This window comes from Bacillus sp. DWP3-1 (assembly GCF_049896565.1).
Classification (GTDB): domain Bacteria; phylum Bacillota; class Bacilli; order Bacillales; family Bacillaceae; genus Bacillus.
Genome location: NZ_JAFCUN010000004.1, coordinates 75334 through 93985, shown reverse-complemented (window position 1 = coordinate 93985; position 18652 = coordinate 75334). Strand labels below are relative to the sequence as shown.

18 protein-coding genes are annotated in these 18652 nt (G+C 43.5%); 10 read left to right on the top strand and 8 right to left on the bottom strand.

Annotated features, from left to right (window positions below):
- The first annotated feature begins 128 nt into the window (after positions 1 to 128).
- A complete protein-coding gene (locus ACP7A0_RS10485; RefSeq protein WP_106061704.1) occupies positions 129 to 1760 on the top strand; it encodes a S8 family peptidase in 1632 nt (543 codons plus the stop codon).
- A gap of 40 nt (positions 1761 to 1800) precedes the next feature.
- On the opposite strand, the gene ACP7A0_RS10480 is transcribed toward ACP7A0_RS10485, so the two are convergent.
- A complete protein-coding gene (locus ACP7A0_RS10480) occupies positions 1801 to 2340 on the bottom strand; it encodes a DUF402 domain-containing protein (protein WP_106061703.1) in 540 nt (179 codons plus the stop codon).
- Positions 2341 to 2454: 114 nt separating this feature from the next.
- Here ACP7A0_RS10480 and ACP7A0_RS10475 point away from each other — a divergent pair, with 114 nt between their 5' ends.
- On the top strand, positions 2455 to 2658 hold the full coding sequence (locus tag ACP7A0_RS10475) for a hypothetical protein (RefSeq protein ID WP_060595455.1): 204 nt from the start codon (positions 2455 to 2457) through the stop codon (positions 2656 to 2658).
- 46 nt (positions 2659 to 2704) lie between these two features.
- Here the strand turns inward: ACP7A0_RS10475 and ACP7A0_RS10470 are convergent, their stop codons facing one another.
- Positions 2705 to 3253 (bottom strand): GNAT family N-acetyltransferase, encoded by a 549-nt coding sequence (locus ACP7A0_RS10470; RefSeq protein WP_106039368.1) that lies wholly within the window; start codon positions 3251 to 3253, stop codon positions 2705 to 2707.
- Positions 3254 to 3466: 213 nt separating this feature from the next.
- On the opposite strand from ACP7A0_RS10470, the gene ACP7A0_RS10465 reads away from it, so the two are divergent.
- Positions 3467 to 4684, top strand: a complete 1218-nt coding sequence (locus ACP7A0_RS10465) for a multidrug effflux MFS transporter (protein WP_426005056.1) — start codon at positions 3467 to 3469, stop codon at positions 4682 to 4684.
- Between the two features lie 13 nt (positions 4685 to 4697).
- Here the strand turns inward: ACP7A0_RS10465 and ACP7A0_RS10460 are convergent, their stop codons facing one another.
- The 4 genes from ACP7A0_RS10460 to ACP7A0_RS10445 form a co-directional block, all read right to left on the bottom strand.
- The gene (locus tag ACP7A0_RS10460; RefSeq protein ID WP_181185465.1) at positions 4698 to 4868 is read right to left on the bottom strand and encodes a hypothetical protein; all 171 of its coding nucleotides are present in this window, start codon (positions 4866 to 4868) and stop codon (positions 4698 to 4700) included.
- Positions 4865 to 5452, bottom strand: coding sequence for a DUF1700 domain-containing protein (locus ACP7A0_RS10455; RefSeq protein ID WP_106037051.1), 588 nt, complete (start codon positions 5450 to 5452; stop codon positions 4865 to 4867). The genes ACP7A0_RS10460 and ACP7A0_RS10455 overlap by 4 nt, the downstream gene beginning before the upstream one ends.
- Entirely contained in the window at positions 5445 to 5762 is a 318-nt protein-coding gene (locus ACP7A0_RS10450) for a PadR family transcriptional regulator (RefSeq protein ID WP_034664309.1), read from the bottom strand. The genes ACP7A0_RS10455 and ACP7A0_RS10450 overlap by 8 nt, the downstream gene beginning before the upstream one ends.
- Before the next feature lie 97 nt (positions 5763 to 5859).
- Complete coding sequence (locus ACP7A0_RS10445) at positions 5860 to 6690, bottom strand: YitT family protein (RefSeq protein WP_034664484.1); 831 nt, start codon at positions 6688 to 6690, stop codon at positions 5860 to 5862.
- Positions 6691 to 7025: 335 nt separating this feature from the next.
- On the opposite strand from ACP7A0_RS10445, the gene mmuM reads away from it, so the two are divergent.
- The 3 genes from mmuM to ACP7A0_RS10430 all read left to right on the top strand — a co-directional run bounded on the left by mmuM (position 7026) and on the right by ACP7A0_RS10430 (position 10157).
- Positions 7026 to 7964 carry a homocysteine S-methyltransferase gene (gene mmuM / locus ACP7A0_RS10440; RefSeq protein ID WP_106037050.1) on the top strand — a complete coding sequence of 313 codons (939 nt, stop codon included), beginning with the start codon at positions 7026 to 7028 and terminating at the stop codon, positions 7962 to 7964.
- A gap of 46 nt (positions 7965 to 8010) precedes the next feature.
- Positions 8011 to 9414 carry an S-methylmethionine permease gene (gene mmuP, locus ACP7A0_RS10435; RefSeq protein ID WP_060595450.1) on the top strand — a complete coding sequence of 468 codons (1404 nt, stop codon included), beginning with the start codon at positions 8011 to 8013 and terminating at the stop codon, positions 9412 to 9414.
- A 122-nt stretch (positions 9415 to 9536) separates the two neighbouring features.
- Positions 9537 to 10157: a hypothetical protein gene (locus ACP7A0_RS10430; protein WP_426005052.1), complete on the top strand. Its 621-nt coding sequence runs from the start codon at positions 9537 to 9539 to the stop codon at positions 10155 to 10157.
- 343 nt (positions 10158 to 10500) lie between these two features.
- Here ACP7A0_RS10430 and ACP7A0_RS10425 read toward each other — a convergent pair whose 3' ends face one another.
- Complete coding sequence (locus ACP7A0_RS10425; protein ID WP_426005050.1) at positions 10501 to 10983, bottom strand: hypothetical protein; 483 nt, start codon at positions 10981 to 10983, stop codon at positions 10501 to 10503.
- Between the two features lie 107 nt (positions 10984 to 11090).
- Positions 11091 to 13760, bottom strand: coding sequence for a S8 family serine peptidase (locus ACP7A0_RS10420; protein ID WP_426005048.1), 2670 nt, complete (start codon positions 13758 to 13760; stop codon positions 11091 to 11093).
- A gap of 242 nt (positions 13761 to 14002) precedes the next feature.
- Here ACP7A0_RS10420 and ACP7A0_RS10415 point away from each other — a divergent pair, with 242 nt between their 5' ends.
- From ACP7A0_RS10415 to mngB, 4 genes are read left to right on the top strand one after another with little or no spacing between them, the layout of a single operon-like run.
- Positions 14003 to 14461, top strand: a complete 459-nt coding sequence (locus tag ACP7A0_RS10415; RefSeq protein WP_060595447.1) for a PTS sugar transporter subunit IIA — start codon at positions 14003 to 14005, stop codon at positions 14459 to 14461.
- The gene (locus tag ACP7A0_RS10410; protein WP_426005046.1) at positions 14458 to 14784 is read left to right on the top strand and encodes a PTS fructose transporter subunit IIB; all 327 of its coding nucleotides are present in this window, start codon (positions 14458 to 14460) and stop codon (positions 14782 to 14784) included. The genes ACP7A0_RS10415 and ACP7A0_RS10410 overlap by 4 nt, the downstream gene beginning before the upstream one ends.
- A gap of 39 nt (positions 14785 to 14823) precedes the next feature.
- The gene (locus tag ACP7A0_RS10405; RefSeq protein ID WP_034664325.1) at positions 14824 to 15942 is read left to right on the top strand and encodes a PTS fructose transporter subunit IIC; all 1119 of its coding nucleotides are present in this window, start codon (positions 14824 to 14826) and stop codon (positions 15940 to 15942) included.
- A gap of 28 nt (positions 15943 to 15970) precedes the next feature.
- The gene (mngB, locus tag ACP7A0_RS10400; protein ID WP_106061699.1) at positions 15971 to 18634 is read left to right on the top strand and encodes a mannosylglycerate hydrolase; all 2664 of its coding nucleotides are present in this window, start codon (positions 15971 to 15973) and stop codon (positions 18632 to 18634) included.
- The last annotated feature ends 18 nt before the right edge of the window (positions 18635 to 18652 follow it).

Sequence of the window (18652 nt, the reverse complement as noted above, 5' to 3'; positions counted from 1 at the left end):
CTACTAGATTTGTATGAATTTCAATTTCAGGTTACTTATAAAAAAACTTTCTGACAAACAATATGATTCTTCTAACCATCCTTCTCATTTCTCCGATATAATAGAGAAAAAAAGACGGAGGTCATCGTATGCAAGGGGCTATCGCCTTGAAAAAGAAAATCGTCGTAGTCATCGCGTTTCTTCTTGCGTTGACAACTGCCTTGCCTTACCATTCGCAGGCAGCTGCACCGCCAAAAGAAACAGATGTCATCATCGTCTATAAAAACCAAAAAGGAAAGCAAACGGCTATTGAAGAAAGTGAAAAAGTGAACACTCAGTACATACATCTTCCCGCTGTCGCTGTGACAGCAGATGAACAAGCGGTCACCTCACTCAAAAAAGATCCAAACATCGCTTATGTCTCAAAAAACATAAAGGTTAAACTCGCTTCTTCTACTATGAAAAAAACCGCTGCCGCTACGGGTCAGAATTTTTTGGTTCAACAATCTTACAACTTGCAAAAGCTGAATGTAAAGCAAGCGATAAAAGAAGGCGTCACGGGGAAAAATGTGAAGGTAGCTGTTTTAGATACTGGTATTTCTCCACATGAGGATTTAAAGATATCCGGCGGGAAATCATTTGTGAAGTACACAACTTCCTATAAAGATGATCAAGGGCATGGCACACATGTCGCAGGCACGATTGGTGCGCTCAATAACGATTATGGCACAGTCGGCGTCGCTTCTGGTGCGAAGCTGTATGCTGTAAAAGTGTTAGATAAAAAGGGAGAAGGCGACTTGTACAGCCTGCTTCGAGGCATCGATTGGGCCATTAACAACAAGATGGATATTATGAATTTAAGCCTAAGTTTTGAAGACAATATCCCCATCTTGCATTCAGCAGTGGATGCGGCATACAAAAAAGGACTGCTTGTGGTAGCTGCAAGCGGGAATGATGGGAAGAAGAATTATATTAGCTACCCTGCCGCGTACAATAGCGTCATTGCCGTTTCTGCAACGACGGACAAAGACAAACTCGCGTCTCTCTCAAATACAGGGAAAGGCATTGAATTTTCTGCCCCTGGCCAGAACGTCATTAGCACTTATTTAAAGAATGAATATTGGTATGCAACAGGTACATCACAAGCTGCACCGCATGTCACAGGCATGCTGGCACTGTTGAAACAGCTTCATCCGAAGAAAACAAATGTACAGCTTCGCACCTTATTGCGCAGCTATACAGTGGATCTTGGCGCAAAAGGAAGGGATCCACAATTCGGCTATGGCCGCATGCAATATATACCACAATCAAGCTTTTTGAAGGCTGCGACCAGCGCTGTCAAAACAGCCGAAACATCTAAAAAGCAGGCAGATGTCAATCAAGCCAAAACGAGAATTGGCAGACTCACTGCAAGTAAACAAAAAACAGCACTCACCGAACGGGTGAAAAAGGTACAAGGAACCATTGATATCCGTTCCGCACGTGCAAAGGTTCAAACAGCCGAAAAAAGCAAAACACAAGGCGCCATTAAAAGCGCCCAAACGGCTATCAAAAAGCTAAACAAAGGCAAAGAAAAAACAAGCCTCCAAAACCGGCTCGACAAAGTCAAAAAACAGGTCGCCTATCAAAAGAAAGTGACAGACGCCAAACAAAAGGTCAAAAAAGCGGAAGCCAAACGAACAAAGAAAACAAAAGCCGCGGCTCAAACCGCTGTCAAACAGCTAAAAGCTTCCAAAACGAAAACCAACTTACAGAAACGATTAAACCGTATCAAGGTTTGACAGAAAAAAACGATTCCTCGCCTGAAAGGAATCGTTTTTTCTATTTCAACATCGGCTCAAACAAGCTGTGATGATATTTCCCTTCGACATCTGCCCTCACTTGATCGAGTATGCTTTCTAACGAAGCCATCACACCCTCTAATGCCTGGCGCACTGAACCTTGTTCAAAAGCCGCTAAACTCTCCGGCAATTCATCTTCATCCAACACAAAGAAATGACCATTCGGCAGAACGAGAAGATCAATAATGAGGTCTTCAAATATGACCAGCTGGCCGTTGAACCATGTATTCCCCACAATATTAAAATAAGACCCAAGTTCCTTCCCTTGATCATCCCTCCAGAAGTAAATATTGTAAGGTCGATCCTTCCAATAATAAGCGGTCGTATAGCTCCCTTTTGGAATGGTCAGAGCACCATCACCTGCCCTCATCGTAAACGTGTCTTCGATCTTGTGAAACAGCACAGCCTGCTGCTCCTGTGCGTCTAACAGCTGACAAGTATATTCCACGACCTTCTGATCGTATTTGATTTTCCTCTCGATTACTTCATCCCAACGATCCGCATGTAGCGAAAACAACATGTCACAACTCCCTCTTGCATCTAGTTTCTCTCTTTCCAGTATACACCGTTTTTTTATGAAAAAATAAAGGGTTGCTGCATTCACATATGGAAGACCTATGATGAGGTGAAATAAATGAACGGAATCACGATTCTTGAAAACCTTACACAGCTTGGACAAATCATCCTCATTTTTTGCGGCTATGCCCTTTATTGGCGGCTGGTGAAAACGAAGAGAGAACGAAAGCTTTCTCCTTATGAGCGCATGTTAAAATTCTTTGTTATGTTCGGTTTAATCTCGTGGTTGGTATCATATTGGGCGCTTGTATTGTGGGCATAAATTGAAAAAGGAAGAGCTGTCCATTGAGGACGTGCTCTTCCTTTTATTACGCGTGATGTGATGAACCTGCCGGCTGTTCTTTTTGGATAACATATTGATAGCTCTTGACATGCGTCCCATTTTGATTCACAAATTCTTTATCTAGTGCACGCTCAAAGCCCATTCTTTCATATAGACGAATGGCAGCCTGCATTTTATCAGATGTATGAAGATACAGGACATTTTCGCCCCATGATTGCGTAAGTTCAATACTTTTACGTAACAATGACTCTGCAATTCCTTTTCCCCTAACATCGGGATCTACTCCTAAAAACCGGACGATGGCTGATGTAATGCCCATTTCGGGTTTGTCATACGCTTGCTCTGATGACCGAAACATTTGAAGCGTCCCCACGACCTTGCCTTCAAGCTCCGCCACAAGCATCAGCTCCATGTTCGGATTATCTACAGCTGCTGCAAGCGCAGCAGAATAATTTTGCCAGCCTTCCTCTGTAAATTGAGGCTCATACTGTGAATAGGATTTGATTAGTACATGCCTGATCGCTTCATGATCTTCTTTGACTGCTTGACGAATGATTAGCTCTTGCTGCTTCATGTCAGCACCTCCTGTTGTTTATTGCTAGATATACGTATCATGCAAATACTGCATGTCGATGACCTTGTTCTTTTCTCTACTCATTCAATGTAAAGAGTCTCATTCGAAAGATCAATCATTTTGCACGGAATCATCTTTGAAAATTTCCATTGAAAAGGAACGCTTGATTCATTATGCTGTTTTGAGGAAGTATACGAGGAGTGTAGTGATCATATGAGTTCTTTATCTTATCCCCAAGAATCGAAAAAAAATCGATTTCTCCTTGCTGCATTGCTTGGGTCTTTAACAGCCCTTGCACCGCTTGCAATGGATATGTATTTACCTGCTTTGCCTAATATTGCGCGTGATTTTGAAGCAAGCACGGCTTTGTCCCAATTAAGTCTTATGGCTTGTCTTATTGGACTGGCGCTTGGACAGCTGATTGCAGGTCCTATTAGTGATACGATCGGCAGAAGAAAACCGCTGATGATCGGCTTAATCATTTTTATAGCTGCATCACTTTTATGTACGGTGGTCACATCGATTTGGATGTTCATCCTCTTAAGATTGATTCAAGGGCTCGCTGGTTCAGCTGGCATTGTCATTGCACGAGCCATTGTGCGAGATCATTATGAAGGATCAGAAATGACGAAATTCTTTGCACTGCTGATGTTGGTCAACGGGGTTGCTCCGGCAGCGGCACCTATTGTGGGCGGACAGATTTTACGCTTTACAACATGGCAGGGTGTATTTGTTCTACTAGGAATTCTCGGGGCCTTGATGCTGCTGAGATCCATTTTTTCACTACAAGAAAGTTTACATGTGGAGCGCAGACAGACTGGGGGCTTTCAACAGATTGTTGGTGCCATGAAAATTTTAGCGAGTGATCGTCTCTTTGTTGGGTATGCCCTCTCGCAGGGTCTTGTATTCGCAGCGATGTTTGCCTATATTTCTGGCTCACCGTTTGTGCTCCAGGATCTTTTCCACCTTTCTCCACAAGGATTTAGTGCTGCCTTTGCAGTGAACAGTCTTGGCATCATCATGGCTGGACAAGTATTTGCCCGTGTCGCTGTAAAAATCGGCGAAGAGAAAGTTCTTCGCATTGGATTGCTGACAGCTGCCTTAGGCGGCGTCACCTTATTTTTGATGATCTCCATTGATGCAGGATTGTATGGCATTCTCATTCCATTGTTTTTTGTTGTCTCAAGCGTCGGAATTGTCGGTACGTCCGCGCCGTCTCTTGCGATGCAGCATCATGGAGCGCATGCAGGAAGTGCAGCTGCCCTCATCGGGGTGGCACAAATGCTGCTAGGCGCATGCATGACACCTCTTGTCGGACTAGCGGGAAGCCAAACAGCCTTTCCTATGGGCCTGATCATTATGCTTTGTGAACTAGGTGCACTTTGCTGTTATTTCTCCTTTGTGGTTCGAGCGAAAAAAAGACCCGCATAAGCGGGTCTTTCATTTATGGCTTGTTCCAATTGATAGTGCGGAACACATTGTTCTGGTCATTGTTGTGATATGCATCTAGGTCAAAGCCTGATAGTCCAAAACCAATTGCCATGATCATTCCTCCGACAACGGTGAAGATGATCCCCCATTTGATGCATTGCTTTTTTAAATCATTCACATTCATATTCTCACGACCTTCTTTTTAAACATTCCCATGAATGCCTTAGTGGTTTGAACAGTCATTTGAACAAATAGCTTTGTCAAATACACCGTGGCTATGCCGCATAATAATCCGACACCTAATAGAAGAATACCCACTCCAACCTGCGTCACCACCACATGCAAACCGTCCTGAAAAATAAATGGAGAACCAATGATGCTCCAAAAACCTCCGAGCAGACCAGTGAGCGTCAATGCACCTGTGACGAGCGGAACGCACCAAACCACCATATAGACAGAAAGAATCAGCAGAAAGACCGTTGCTAAAATACTTCCCCATAACGGAAAGCCCAAAATGAGAATGGAAAGCCTTGTAGCTTTTTCTCCGAACGTCGGCACCTGAGCAGTTTTGATTCCTTGTTCCTTCATAATCCCCTCAGCGATGATTGAAGGCTGACCCACTTGATGAACAGCTTCCTGTTCGCTGTAGCCATCTTCCTGATAATCCTCGATCATTTCATCGTAATATTCGATGAACCGATCACTTTCTTTTTCGCCTAGACGATGCAGGTGCTTCTCTAAGCTGGCTAAAAATTCTTTTTTATTCATTGCCCTGTCCTCCAGAAATAAAGTCGTAAATCGCCATTACTTGATCCCATTCCGCTAAAAACTGCGCCATATGCTCACGGCCGCTATTTGTCATTCGGTAGTACTTTCTTAATCGACTGTTATGTTCCTGGGAATAGGTCTCCACATAGTTGTTTTGCTCTAACCGCTTTAATATCGGATATAATGTCGATTCTGAAATCTCAATACAATGGGACATATCTTTAATAATTTGATAACCATAGGAATCGCCTTTCTTTAATACCGCCAGTACACAGAATTCCAGCAAACCTTTTTTTAATTGTGCATTCATGATTACAACTCCTAACCATTTATACTATACAATACATAGTATGATGTGACAAGAGGTATAGAGCATAAAAAAAGACCCGGTTAAGGTCTTTTCAGGTTTATATATTCACAAATCCTTCTCCGAACACATCACGCACGTCATGGACAACAACGAATGCGTCTCGATCAATTTTCTTGATGATTTTCTTTAGGCGCATGAGCTCTTGCTTTTGAATGACTGCGTAGAGAATCTCCTTCGATTCCTTTGAATAATGACCGCGTCCGTTTAAAATCGTCACGCCTCGATCCAAAGTGTGATTGATTTCTTCAGCAATATCATCTTTGCATGAAGAAATAATCGTTACTGCCTTTTTCGTGTTAAGCCCTTCTATCACGAAGTCCATCACCTTTGTTGCCACGTACAGCATCACAATGGTGAACATTAATTTTTCCGCACCAATAATAAAGTAGGAAGCAAATACGACGATCAGATCAAAGAACAAGATGGCATAGCTCACGTTCCAGTCTAAATACTTGTTGGCAATTCTTCCGAGTATGGCAGAACCCGCCGTTGTACCGCCTGCTCTTAGCACAAGACCAATTCCAATACCGATGATAATTCCTGCGAAAATCGCTCCAATGATCAATTCATGTACATTCACGACCCATGTTGTGGTCAGGTGTAAAAATAGGGAGTTACTTGCGACGGCAACCACAGTATAAATCGTCGTCTTCTTGTCCAAATATTTATACCCCACAAGCAGCAGGATGGCATTAAACACCAGGTTCGTCAGCCATGGTGCAATTTCAAACAAATAATAGAAAATGATGGACAGCCCCGTTACACCGCCTTCACCAAATTCAAGTGGAATGACAAACATGTTCACTGCTGCAGCAAATAAAAAAGAACCAATCAGAATCATAGCCAAATCTTTTACACATTTTTTCAATTTCTTCTTTCCTCCTTTTCTAAGCATATAAAAAACCCTCTTTCTGCACGAAAGAAGACAGTCGTTGGACAAAATAAAAATCAAAAGACAGCGCCTTTTGATGAAGCTTTCTGAAATGAACCTTTCCATAATATATATCTCTTTTTAGAGGCTGTCAATGACTTGGTTTTCTATTATTTTGACTGCATGTTTATGCACCGGAACCCGCATGTTTTCAAGGTTTTTCCGCGATATCATGCTTTTTCCTCTCCTTGACAAAAACACTTTAGTCATTTAAACTACTGCCTCATATCATATCCATCATTTCCAACTAAAAAGGAGGGTGTTCGATTCCGATGAATCCTATTCAAAGCCGTTTACAGCCTCACGCACCTTTGGTTTTAGACGGTGCACTTGCAACGGAGCTTGAACGAAAGGGCTGCGATTTAAACGATCGTTTATGGTCAGCCAAAATACTCATTGAACAGCCAGAATTGATTCAGCAAGTACACTTGGATTACTTCCAAGCCGGAGCTGACTGTGCCACAACAGCGAGCTACCAAACAACGATTGATGGCTTCGCTGAAAAAGGCTATACAAAAGAAGAAGCCATTGAACTAATGAAACGATCTGTCACTTTAGCAAAAGAGGCACGCGATCTTTTTTGGCAGGATGAAGCGCGTCGTAAAGGGCGGACAAAACCATTTGTCGCAGGATCTGTGGGGCCATTCGGCGCTTATTTGTCTGATGGTTCAGAATATAAGGGAAATTACGGACTCACGGAGCAGGCACTTATTGATTTTCACAGACCAAGAATTCAGGCATTAGTAGAAGCTGGTGCAGACATTCTTGCATGTGAAACGATCCCTTGTCTGATTGAAGCAACGGCTATCGCAAAGCTGCTGCAAGATGAATTCAGTGGTGTATGTGCTTGGATTACTTTCAGCGCGAAGGATGACCTTCATATTAGTGAAGGTGATTTGCTCAGAGAATGTGTACAAGTACTGGAACCATATGAACAGATCGCTGCTGTTGGTGTAAACTGTACGCCGCCGCAATTTATCTCTTCTCTCATTCAAGAGATGAAAAAGGGGACGAGCAAGCCGATTGTCGTATATCCAAACTCAGGAGAATTATATGATCCTGAAGAAAAGGTATGGAGCGGGGATACATCTCAGCATACATTTGGTGAATGTGCGCATCAATGGTACAAAGACGGCGCGCATATCATCGGCGGCTGCTGCCGGACGACCCCAGAAGATATCACGGACATCTTAAAACAAACCACATCATAGCACCACGAATCATCACACATACTTCTAAGCAAAAGGGCGGGAAGACATGGAACAAGCAAAAGATCAGTCACAACAATATCAACGAAAAATGACGAGCCGCCACCTGTTCATGCTTTCTCTAGGCGGCGTTATTGGAACAGGGCTCTTTTTAAGCTCTGGGTATACCATCAATCAGGCAGGACCCGCAGGAACGATTCTTGCCTATCTTGTCGGGGCATTAATTGTGTACCTCGTGATGCTCTGTTTAGGCGAGCTATCTGTCGCAATGCCGGTTACAGGGGCCTTTCATACGTATGCAACAAAATACATTGGACCCGGCACAGGCTATACAGTCGCTTGGCTCTACTGGCTGACATGGACAGTGGCACTCGGTTCGGAATTTACAGCGGCAGGCCTTTTAATGCAGCGCTGGTTCCCAGACACATCGGTTTGGATGTGGAGCGGCGTTTTTGCTCTTCTCATCTTTTTACTCAATGCTTTTACAGTTAAGTTCTTTGCAGAATCGGAATTTTGGTTTTCCAGCATTAAAGTAATGGCTATTATTCTCTTTATTATCCTTGGCGGAGCTGCGATGTTTGGCTTGATTCCATTAAAGGGCGGTGAGGCCGCTCCGTTCTTTTCTAACTTCACTGGAGAAGGCGGACTTTTCCCAAACGGCTTTTTACCAATTTTAATGACGATGCTAGCCGTCAATTTCGCTTTTTCAGGTACGGAGTTAATTGGAATTGCTGCGGGTGAAAGCGTCAATCCTGACGAGACCATTCCAAGAGCGATTCGCACAACCGTACTGCGTCTTGTCCTGTTTTTCGTTGGAACGATCGTGGTCTTAGCCGGCTTGATCCCAGTGGAAGAAGCCGGGGTGATCAAAAGTCCATTTGTTGTGGTGTTTGATCGAATCGGGATTCCATATGCCGCAGATTTCATGAATTTTGTCATTTTGACAGCGATCTTATCTGCTGCAAACTCTGGACTATACGCGTCATCCCGTATGCTCTGGTCACTTTCTGAGGAACGGACACTGCCTAAGAAACTTGCAAAGCTGACATCAAAAGGAATTCCTTTGAATGCACTGATTTTAAGTATGATCGGCGGTATTCTTTCTTTGTTATCAAGTGTCATCGCACCCGAAACGGTATACCTTGTCCTTGTTTCGATCTCTGGACTGGCCGTTGTAATCGTGTGGATGGGGATTGCTGCCTCACAGTTGATGTTTCGGAAACGTTTTTTACAGGAAGGCGGACAGCTCCATGATCTTTCCTTTCGAACCCCGCTCTATCCAGTGGTTCCAATTGCTGCCTTCCTCCTGTGTTTTGCATCTGTCATCGGTATTGCCTTTGATCCAAATCAGCGGATTGCCCTCATCTGCGGCATTCCTTTCATCGCGCTCTGCTATGCTGCCTATTATGTGACAGCTTGGATTCAGAAAAAACGAGAAGAACCTGGTGTATAGCACCAGGTTTTTTAAAGTATAAACAACTTGACAAAAAAGGATATCACTAGCAAAAGAAACACACATTGGTATATGATAGGAATCTATGATTTTCAGGATGAACCAAGGGAGTTGTCACTAATATGGAAATGACCATTACAAGAGCATTAAGTGAACTGAAAATGTTAGATAAGAGAATCAACCGAACCGTTGATGAAGCCGTACTTGGTGGATTGATGATCGGGAAACATATACAGCACGGGTTTCAAAATCAAGAAGAAATCGAAAAAAAGGCGAAGGCTGATGACCAATCGATTCAAGCATTAATCAAACGCCGGAATGCCATCAAATCAGCCATTGTTGTGTCGAATGCGACCACAACAATTGATGTAGCGGGTGTCAGCATGACGGTGGCAGAAGCGATTGAACGGAAGACGTCCATTGAATACGATATTCGTTATTTACGGAAATTAAAAAAGGTGTACACAGAACTAGTAGACAAAGCAGAACAAACCAATGAAGATGTGAAAAAGAGACTCGACCAGCATTTAGAAACCTTGTTTGGAAAAGACGGAAAAACACAAGCGGCTGCCAACCAAGAGATCGTCAAGTCGTTCCTAGCTGAAAATGAGGCAACGATCATCGATCCGCTTCGTCTTCGAGTGAAGATTGAAAAGCTTTCGAACGAAATTGAGGATTTTCAAATGGAAGTTGATTTTTCCTTGTCTGAAAGCAATACACTGACGAAAGTACAGATCGATTAATTGATTTTGTTAGTGAGCCGAAAATCGATAGAACTAAACACCTCCGAGGGAAAGGTCATTCCCTCCTCATCTGATCATCTCTGGATGATCCTTGATAAAAGCTCAAAGCTGAAGGTTCAAGGATCAACGTTCAAGTGTGAAAGTTCTTATCCATCAAAGCTCAGAATTAAAAGGTAAACGCTCGATCAAATCTGGGAGTCACGGCTCATGAGTGTTTGTTTATCGACTCTTTCGGTTGCCGCCCAGCAGGTTTGCTAACAAAAAGAAAAGGATGTCACCTGATGACATCCTTTTTTCTATGAAAAAACGACAGGGCTTTCGCCAAGTCGCCTCTTCCAGCAGATTAGTAACGTGATGTATATGCCAAATGGTATACACTTGTGACATTTGAAGATAGCTTGATGTCGTTTGAAGTGAACGTCACCGGAACGATATCGTAGTAATGTGTAGACCAGCCTGCATTATTGTATGTTTGGTAGCCTGCACCTGCAGGAACTTGAAACGTCAGTGAAAATTGTCCATTTACGTCTGTTGTGCCTGTCGCTGTTTGAGCATATGATTTGATTGCTGCTTCAAAATAAAGCTGGATCGGCTGATTGGGCATGAGATTTCCACTTGTATCTTTTAGTGTTCCTTTAAACGTAGCTGGATAATAAGAACCCACGCGATATTTACTGCCAGAACCGTAATTAACCATACCTCCGTCTGCTGCTGTAACACTAGTTACTTGTACAGATGCTGGTACTGCACCTGTTTCCTCAGCATGTGCAAAGGTTGGGAATACGAGAAGCAATGATAGAAAGAAAGCAAACAAGATTTTTTTCATCTGTAAATCCTCCTTTTTTTCCTACTATATTACTATCGACATTAATTGGTATTTTTCCAGTAACAAACAAAAGAACTTCCCTTTTTTTAGAAAGGGAAGTTCTTCTCTTACTTTTTCACAACAACAACCTTCACCGCTTTGCTTTCTCTTTTTCTCACATCAGAAGCGGTCACATACAAGACCGTTTTGGCTTTTTGCGGTTTCATTTGGGCAGTAAATGCGCCCTTGTTATTCGTTTTCACCGTTTTGATGACTTTCTTTGATTTGTTTTTCACTTTAATGGTCAATCCTGCACCCGCAGTTCCTTTGACCGTTTTACTTTTGACCGTTACTTTGCCCACTTTCGGCTTAGCTGGTGTTTTGCCTTTTTTGACGACTGTTTTGAGCGTTGTAGCGGCCTTTCCTTTTGAAATCTTAATGTGAAGCACTTTGTTTTTGTTCTGATGCTTGATCTTCACACTAAAAGTTCCATTTTTGCCTGCTGTGCCTTTTCCAAGCAGGGTTTTGCCTCTATACACAGAAATAGCAGCGCCTGCCTTTGCTTTACCTGTCACCTTTTGATGCTGATCCTCCACTTTGCTCACAGATGCATTCAATTCGACAGCACTTAAAGCAGCAAATGCATTCAGTCTGCCATGTCCTGTCATCCAATCAATACCTGGAATTTTCGGATCGATAATTGGCTCATCGTTTTCATCATAGAAAACGTCATCTTTTCCATCAACAGATGTAAAGGAGATCTTATCTGCTGTGCTTTGCAAGATATTCCTTACTTGATTTGGCTTCAAGGATGGATTTTTAGAAAGCAGTAATCCTGCTGCCGCTGCCACATATGGTGTCGCCATTGATGTCCCGCTCAGGTATGAGACATTCCCATCTGGCATTAAGCTTGGAATATCAGATCCTGGTGCAGACATGCTCAGTCCTTTACCGTAGCTTGAGAATTCAGCGGCAATATCCATACGGTTGCTTGCGCCAATGGCCATTGCGTACTTTGATGTCGCAGGATAGCCCATTTCTGGAACGCCATCATTTCCACTCGCCACGACCACTAGTACATTTCTTTGAGCCGCGTAGTTCATTGCATATTCAATCACCCTGCTGTAGTAGCCGCCAAGGCTCATGTTGATGACCTTTGCGCCTTTATCCACTGCATGCTTGATTCCAAGTGCAATATGCTCTGTATCTCCAAAGCCATAGGCATCCAGCACCTTCACCGGAATGATGCCCGTATGTTGATTGAGACCTGCCATGGAGTAATGATTATCGGCTTTTGCGGCAATGATGCCGGCAACATGCGTACCGTGTCCATTGTCATCAATCGCATCTTTGTTTCGTCCAATGAGATTCGCACCTAAGTCCGTACGAACAGTCCCGCTTAAATCAGTCAAACGACTGTCTACACCTGTATCCACAACAGCAATTAATGTTTGCTTCATTTTGCTTGTGCCAATCAGTGTATTCATTTGTTCAAACTTCACATCAGCGCCTTTTTTCCCGCTGTTTTGCGCACTGTTTTTCAGTGGCCACTGGTAACCATACTGCACGTCATTGCTAAGTGCACGATAGGTTTGAACAGGCTCCGCAAATTCAACATTCGGCATACTGGACAGCTTTCTTGCAGTGCTTTTGATCACAGCTTTGCCTATTTTTAGTGTCTTTCCAGCTGATTCTTGCCCTGCTGGTACATCATAGACATACATTCCTTTAAACAAAGGACTTACTGACTGCGATGTCACGCGGTTTTCTTGGATTCCATAGCTTTTCATCTTCTTTTTCGCAGATTGAAGCGTTTGGCCATCCTTTAGTTTAAAAATGATCTTATTCGTCTTCACTTTCTCTTCTTTTACAAGCTTTTGCTTCTCTAATACATAACCGATCGATTTTCCTTCAAGCTGATCGATTCCAATTTTTTGACTCACTGCTTCTAATTCCTTCTTTAAATAGGCAGGACTTGCTCCTTTGAGCATATCAAAAAGGGAACGGATCGCCTGTTGTTCTTTCTCTGTCACGATATGACCGCTAAATGCACCATTTTTCTCTACGTCATTTAGCAGTGTCTTTAATGTCAGCAGATGATTGTATACCTTTTGCTGCTCATTTTTTTGTTTGATGAGCTTCGATTTGAGAAATGGCTTTGTCTTTTGGAGCAGGCGACTCAGCTTCTGACCATTTGGTGTTTCATTAAAACGTTTATCTTCAATTGTACGCATCGATTGGAGAATTTCGCGCCCGTACTTTTTCTCAATAATAATGATGTCAGGCTCATCGTCTTCAGGGAAAACGGGTTCAGAAGGCGGAAGGTTAGCTCCTTTATACCCAATTGTATAGGCCGCATCCTCTCCCTCATCACGGCTGTCTTCCTCCGACCCTAAATAGAGCACTTTGACAAAATAAGGACCTGACCATGCATGCGGGAAGTCGATCTCTGTCTCTCCACTTGCAGTGTCCACACGATATCTGGAATAAGTGTCATCCTTCATCGCTCTGTCTTTACTTGGATAGACCGATACGGACAACACCTGTTTACTTTTTACAGAAATTTTCATATGTGTATGTTTTGCCACCTCTTGTGCAGATGGCGTGATTTGGTACCATGACTCTTCCTTTTCATTCTGTAATGTACCTGAGATCACTTCACCATTTTTTAACCCAATGGCTTCATTGACAGTTGTTCCTTTACTGGCAGCTGCTGCCTCATATCCAGGTAATGCCGCCATACAGAGAATGATGGCCATGAGTACGATCACACAGGATTTGACCTGCTTTTTGAACATGAAAAGACCCCCTTATCTTTTGTAATACCTTGGAAGAATATCACAGAAATGCATTTAGTAGAATCTGTTTTTTACATAATTAAACTCGTTTTAAGCTAGGATTTGAGATATACAGACAGCAAAACGAATAGCTTCATAAACTTTTTGCCATTTCAAACGGAAAATGATGCTATTTAACCATGCCGAAAAGTACATTACAATCAACTTGTAAGCGCTTAACAAACAAGAGAGAAGGGATCAGCTTGTTCCAAAAAGATCATGTTTTCACACAAGTAAACGGACGATCAAAGAATGAGATTTTACAATACATTGCCGAGAAAGCTGAAGACCTTCAGATTACAAACGATCAGGCGGGGTTATTATCCGATTTGTTGACTCGCGAAGACGAAGTCTCAACAGGACTTCAGCAAGGCTTCGCCATTCCTCATACAAAAAGCTCCGCTGTACAAACGGCTTCACTTCTATTTTTAGAGTTAGAACAACCTATTGAATGGGGAAGCTTCGACGATTTGCCCACAAGCTATTTATTTACACTGCTCGTTCCATTAGAAGAAGCAAATGTCACACACCTGAAATTACTGTCAGGGATTGCGACAAGCCTCATGGAACCGGCTTTCATCGAAAAGATACAACCAGGTCAAACCGCTGACTATTATTACGAAGTCATTGAACAACAATTGAAAGAGGGGATTACACAATGAAAATTGTCGGTGTCACTTCATGTCCAGCAGGGTTAGCTCATACACCAATGGCAGCAAAGGCATTAGAGAATGCGGGTAAACAGCTCGGTCACGAGATCAAAATCGAGCAGCAAGGGATTATGGGACAGGTAAATAGCATTACAACAGAGGAAGCAAAGCAGGCAGACCTTTGTATCATTGCCTCAAACCAGCATATCAACGATGCGGAACGTTTCTCAGGCATTCCCACAGTACGTGTCGAGATCGGACGCGCCTTAAAAAATGCCGAGCAAATCATCACAAAAGCCGTAGCACTTGTTGAAAAGAAAAAATCAGAATCTTAATAAACGTGAGCAATGCCATATAGAAAGGAGCAAAGCAAAATGAAAGCAAAATTAAAAGTCATTGAAGGCCATCTCATGACCGGTATTTCTTATATTCTTCCTGTGATCATCGGCGCCTCCCTTATCGTTGGTTTAGCAAAACTAGTCGGATTAGGATTTGGTGTTTCAGATTTAAACGCCTATAAGGATGCTGGCGGCATTTTACACGGCGCCTATTTAATGGAGCAGGTTGGCTGGACAGGCATTGGCTTAATGAACGTCCTGCTCGCTGGATTTATCGCCTATTCGATTGCGGATAAATCAGGTCTTGCGGCCGGCTTCATCGGTGGTGCCCTTGCCAGCTCAACGAATGCTGGATTTATCGGTGCCGTCATTGCAGGCTTCTTCGCAGGATATGTCGCTCTTTTTGTAAAACGAAAAATTCAAATTCAAGGCTCCGCAGCCGGACTCGTTCCTCTGCTCATCTTACCGCTTATAACCGTTGGCTTAACCGGGCTTCTCATGTCCGTTCTGCTGGGCGGACCATTAGGCGCTTTGAACACGGCATTAATTGAATGGATCAAAGGTATGGTCGCTGACGGCACAAGCACACTTGCACTCGCTCTGATTCTAGGTGCGATGATTGGCTTCGACCTTGGCGGACCGGTGAATAAATCCGCTTGGATGGCAGGTAACGCACTCTTCCTATCAGGCGTCTACCTCCCTGCCATCCTCGTCAATATTGCGATTGTCATTCCGCCGCTTGGATACGGGCTTGCGACATTGATTCGAAAACGCAACTTCTCTCCAACCTTTAGAGAAGCCGGACGAGGCGGGCTTGTGATGGGCATTATCGGTATTACGGAAGGGGCGATTCCTTTTACCCTTGTCAATCCTTTGAAATTGATTCCGCTCAATGTTGTCGCGTGTGCTGCTGGAAGCGGGGTCGCTGCATTATTAGGTGTTCATGACATCATGCCGCCAATTGGCGGGCTATACGGCTTCTTCTCAGTCGGAAACTGGTGGGCCTATTTAATCGGAGCCCTTACTGGCGCACTCGTCATCGGTATTGGCGCCAACCTGCTTGTGAATTTCTCTGAGAAAAAAGAGCCAAAAACGCCAGAACATGACCAGAAGCAGAAAGAAGAAGACGATTTTGACCTTGTGCTAGAAGGATAATTTGAACATAGAAAGGTGTCGTTGATCAATGACTGTCAATGTACATGTGATTCCACATACTCACTGGGACCGGGAATGGTATTTCACCACCTCCCGATCCCGTATCTACTTAATGAAAAGCGTAATGGACATTTTAGACACCCTTGAAACAGATGAAAGGTTCCATTACTTCATGCTCGATGCACAGGCATCCTTATTGGATGATTACTTGAAATGGCGCCCTGAGGATGAGAATAGAATCAAAAAACTCGTCACAGCCAAACGTCTCATCATCGGCCCATGGTATACCCAAACCGACCAGCTCGTCATTTCAGGTGAATCGATTGTACGGAACCTGCAATATGGGATTGAACGCTGTCAGCAGTTCGGTCATGTGATGAAAGTCGGCTATGTCCCTGATTCCTTCGGTCAATCCGCGCAAATGCCTCAAATTTACCGTGGATTCGGCATTGTGGATACAGCTTTTTGGCGCGGTGTTTCAGACCATATGACGAATCACACTGAATTCAATTGGCAAGGTGCTGACGGCAGTGAAGTCTTTGCTGTGAACCTGCCATTTGGCTACTACTACGGTGGAAATATTCCTGAGAAGGATGAGGATTTACAAGCCTTTTTATCTGAAAAAATTGGTGCGCTGCAAGCAAAGGCAACCACAAAGAATGTCTATTTCCCAAATGGCTTTGACCAGGCACCGATCCGCAAAAACCTGCCTGACTTATTAGGAAAAGCCAATGAACTTGACGAGCACCACTATCAAATCAGCAGTTTAGAAGATTACATTGCAGCAGTAAAAAAAGAGCGGACGTCTTTTGAAACATTAGAAGGAGAGCTCATTCATGCGAAGCATATGCGGATTCACAAATCTATTTTTTCAACACGAGCTGATTTAAAAATCTTAAACAATCAAATTGAAAACTATCTCGTCAATGTGATGGAGCCTATCCTAACGATTAGCTATTCACTCGGACACGACTATCCGCATGATACGGTTCGTGATATTTGGTACCTCATGTTTGAAAATGCAGCGCATGACAGCATTGGAGGCTGCAATAGCGACACGACGAATCAAGATGTCTTCTTCCGCTACAAGCAGGCAAAGGAAATCGCCGAGAATCTTGTGGACTTACACATGCGTCTCATTGCTATTCGACTGCAAATTGAGCAAGAAATCACATTCACGTTATTTAATACACTGCCTTCAAAGCGTTCTGAAGTCATTGAGGTTGAAACCTTTATCACGGAACGTCCATTTACACTAAAGGATGCAAACGGAAGAACGCTTCACTACACAGTGAAAAGCAAAACCGATGTCACAGATTATGTGCTGGCACAGCAAATTTCTCTTAACCCAAGTAAAGATGTGTACATGCCAAAACAAGTATGGAAAGCCATTCTGCTGATTGAAGCCGCCAGCTTACCGTCCGTTGGTTATACACAAGTCAGCATGGTTTTCGATGAATCGAGCGAATCTGTATGGGAACAAACAGAAGGACGCGCGATTGAAAATACGTATTACCGCATAGCGGCAAATGACAACGGATCGCTGGACATCACAGATAAACAAACAGGCCTGACATTCTCTGAGCAAATGATCTTTGAAGACAATGGAGACGATGGAGATTCCTACAACTATTCCCCGCCGCGCGAAGATCTGTATGTGTCATCCAAGGATCTTTCTTCAGCAGACATCACAGTGTCTAAAAGCGGCCTGCAGGAAGAGCTCACCATCCAGCTTACTCTCACTGTCCCATATGACTTAGAAGAGCGCTCTCAGCAATCGGTCACGACTTCACTCCCGATCACAGCGAAGGTGGCATTAAACAAAGATGAGCCTGTCATCCGTTTTCATGTCGATGTCGACAATCATGCGTTAGACCATCGTCTGCGTGTCCTCTTTGATACAGGCATCGCATCAAAGGTATCACTGAGCGATCAGCAGTTTGGAACCATCGAACGCCCAACAGAGCTCACGCAAGAGCTTGAATGGTGGAGCAATGAGCATTGGGAAGAAAAACCGATCACCATTGAACCGATGCAATCCTTTACTGCACTTCGTAATGAAGCATATGGTGTCGCTCTATTGACGGACTGCGTAAGAGAATATCAAATCACAGGAGAAGGCTACACTACGATTGCGTATACGCTCTTCCGCTGTTTCGGAAAAATGGGGAAAGAAAACCTTCTTTACCGTCCAGGACGCGCATCTGGTGAAAAAATCGTTGAGACACCTGACGCTCAGCTGCAAGGTGCACTGTCGTTCTCATTTGGCATGCACTATAGCAAGGACGCTATCAGCGAGGGGCACTTAGCGCAGCTTGCCAAGCGGTATACCACCCCAGTTCAATGCTACGAACGGGCAGACTTTTTAAACGGTCGTTTAATTTTCTCTTTCCGAGATGAAAAAGAAGACTTACAATCTACTTATAGCCTGCTTGACATTGAGACAGACGGAGCCATTCTAAGCGCTCTGAAAAAAGAAGAGCATGGAACAGGCATTGTCATCCGTCTCTTCAATCCATATTTAACGCGTCAAACAGCCGCTTCAATCAATAGTTCATCTCTACAACACGGAGAAACAGCGAATTTAGGCGAAACACCTGAAGGACATATACTCAAAGCACAAGATGGATCATTACACATTGAACCGCTCACACCTTGTCAGGTACAAACCTACATTGTAAAGAAAAAATGAACATGTAGGGGCGGGGTC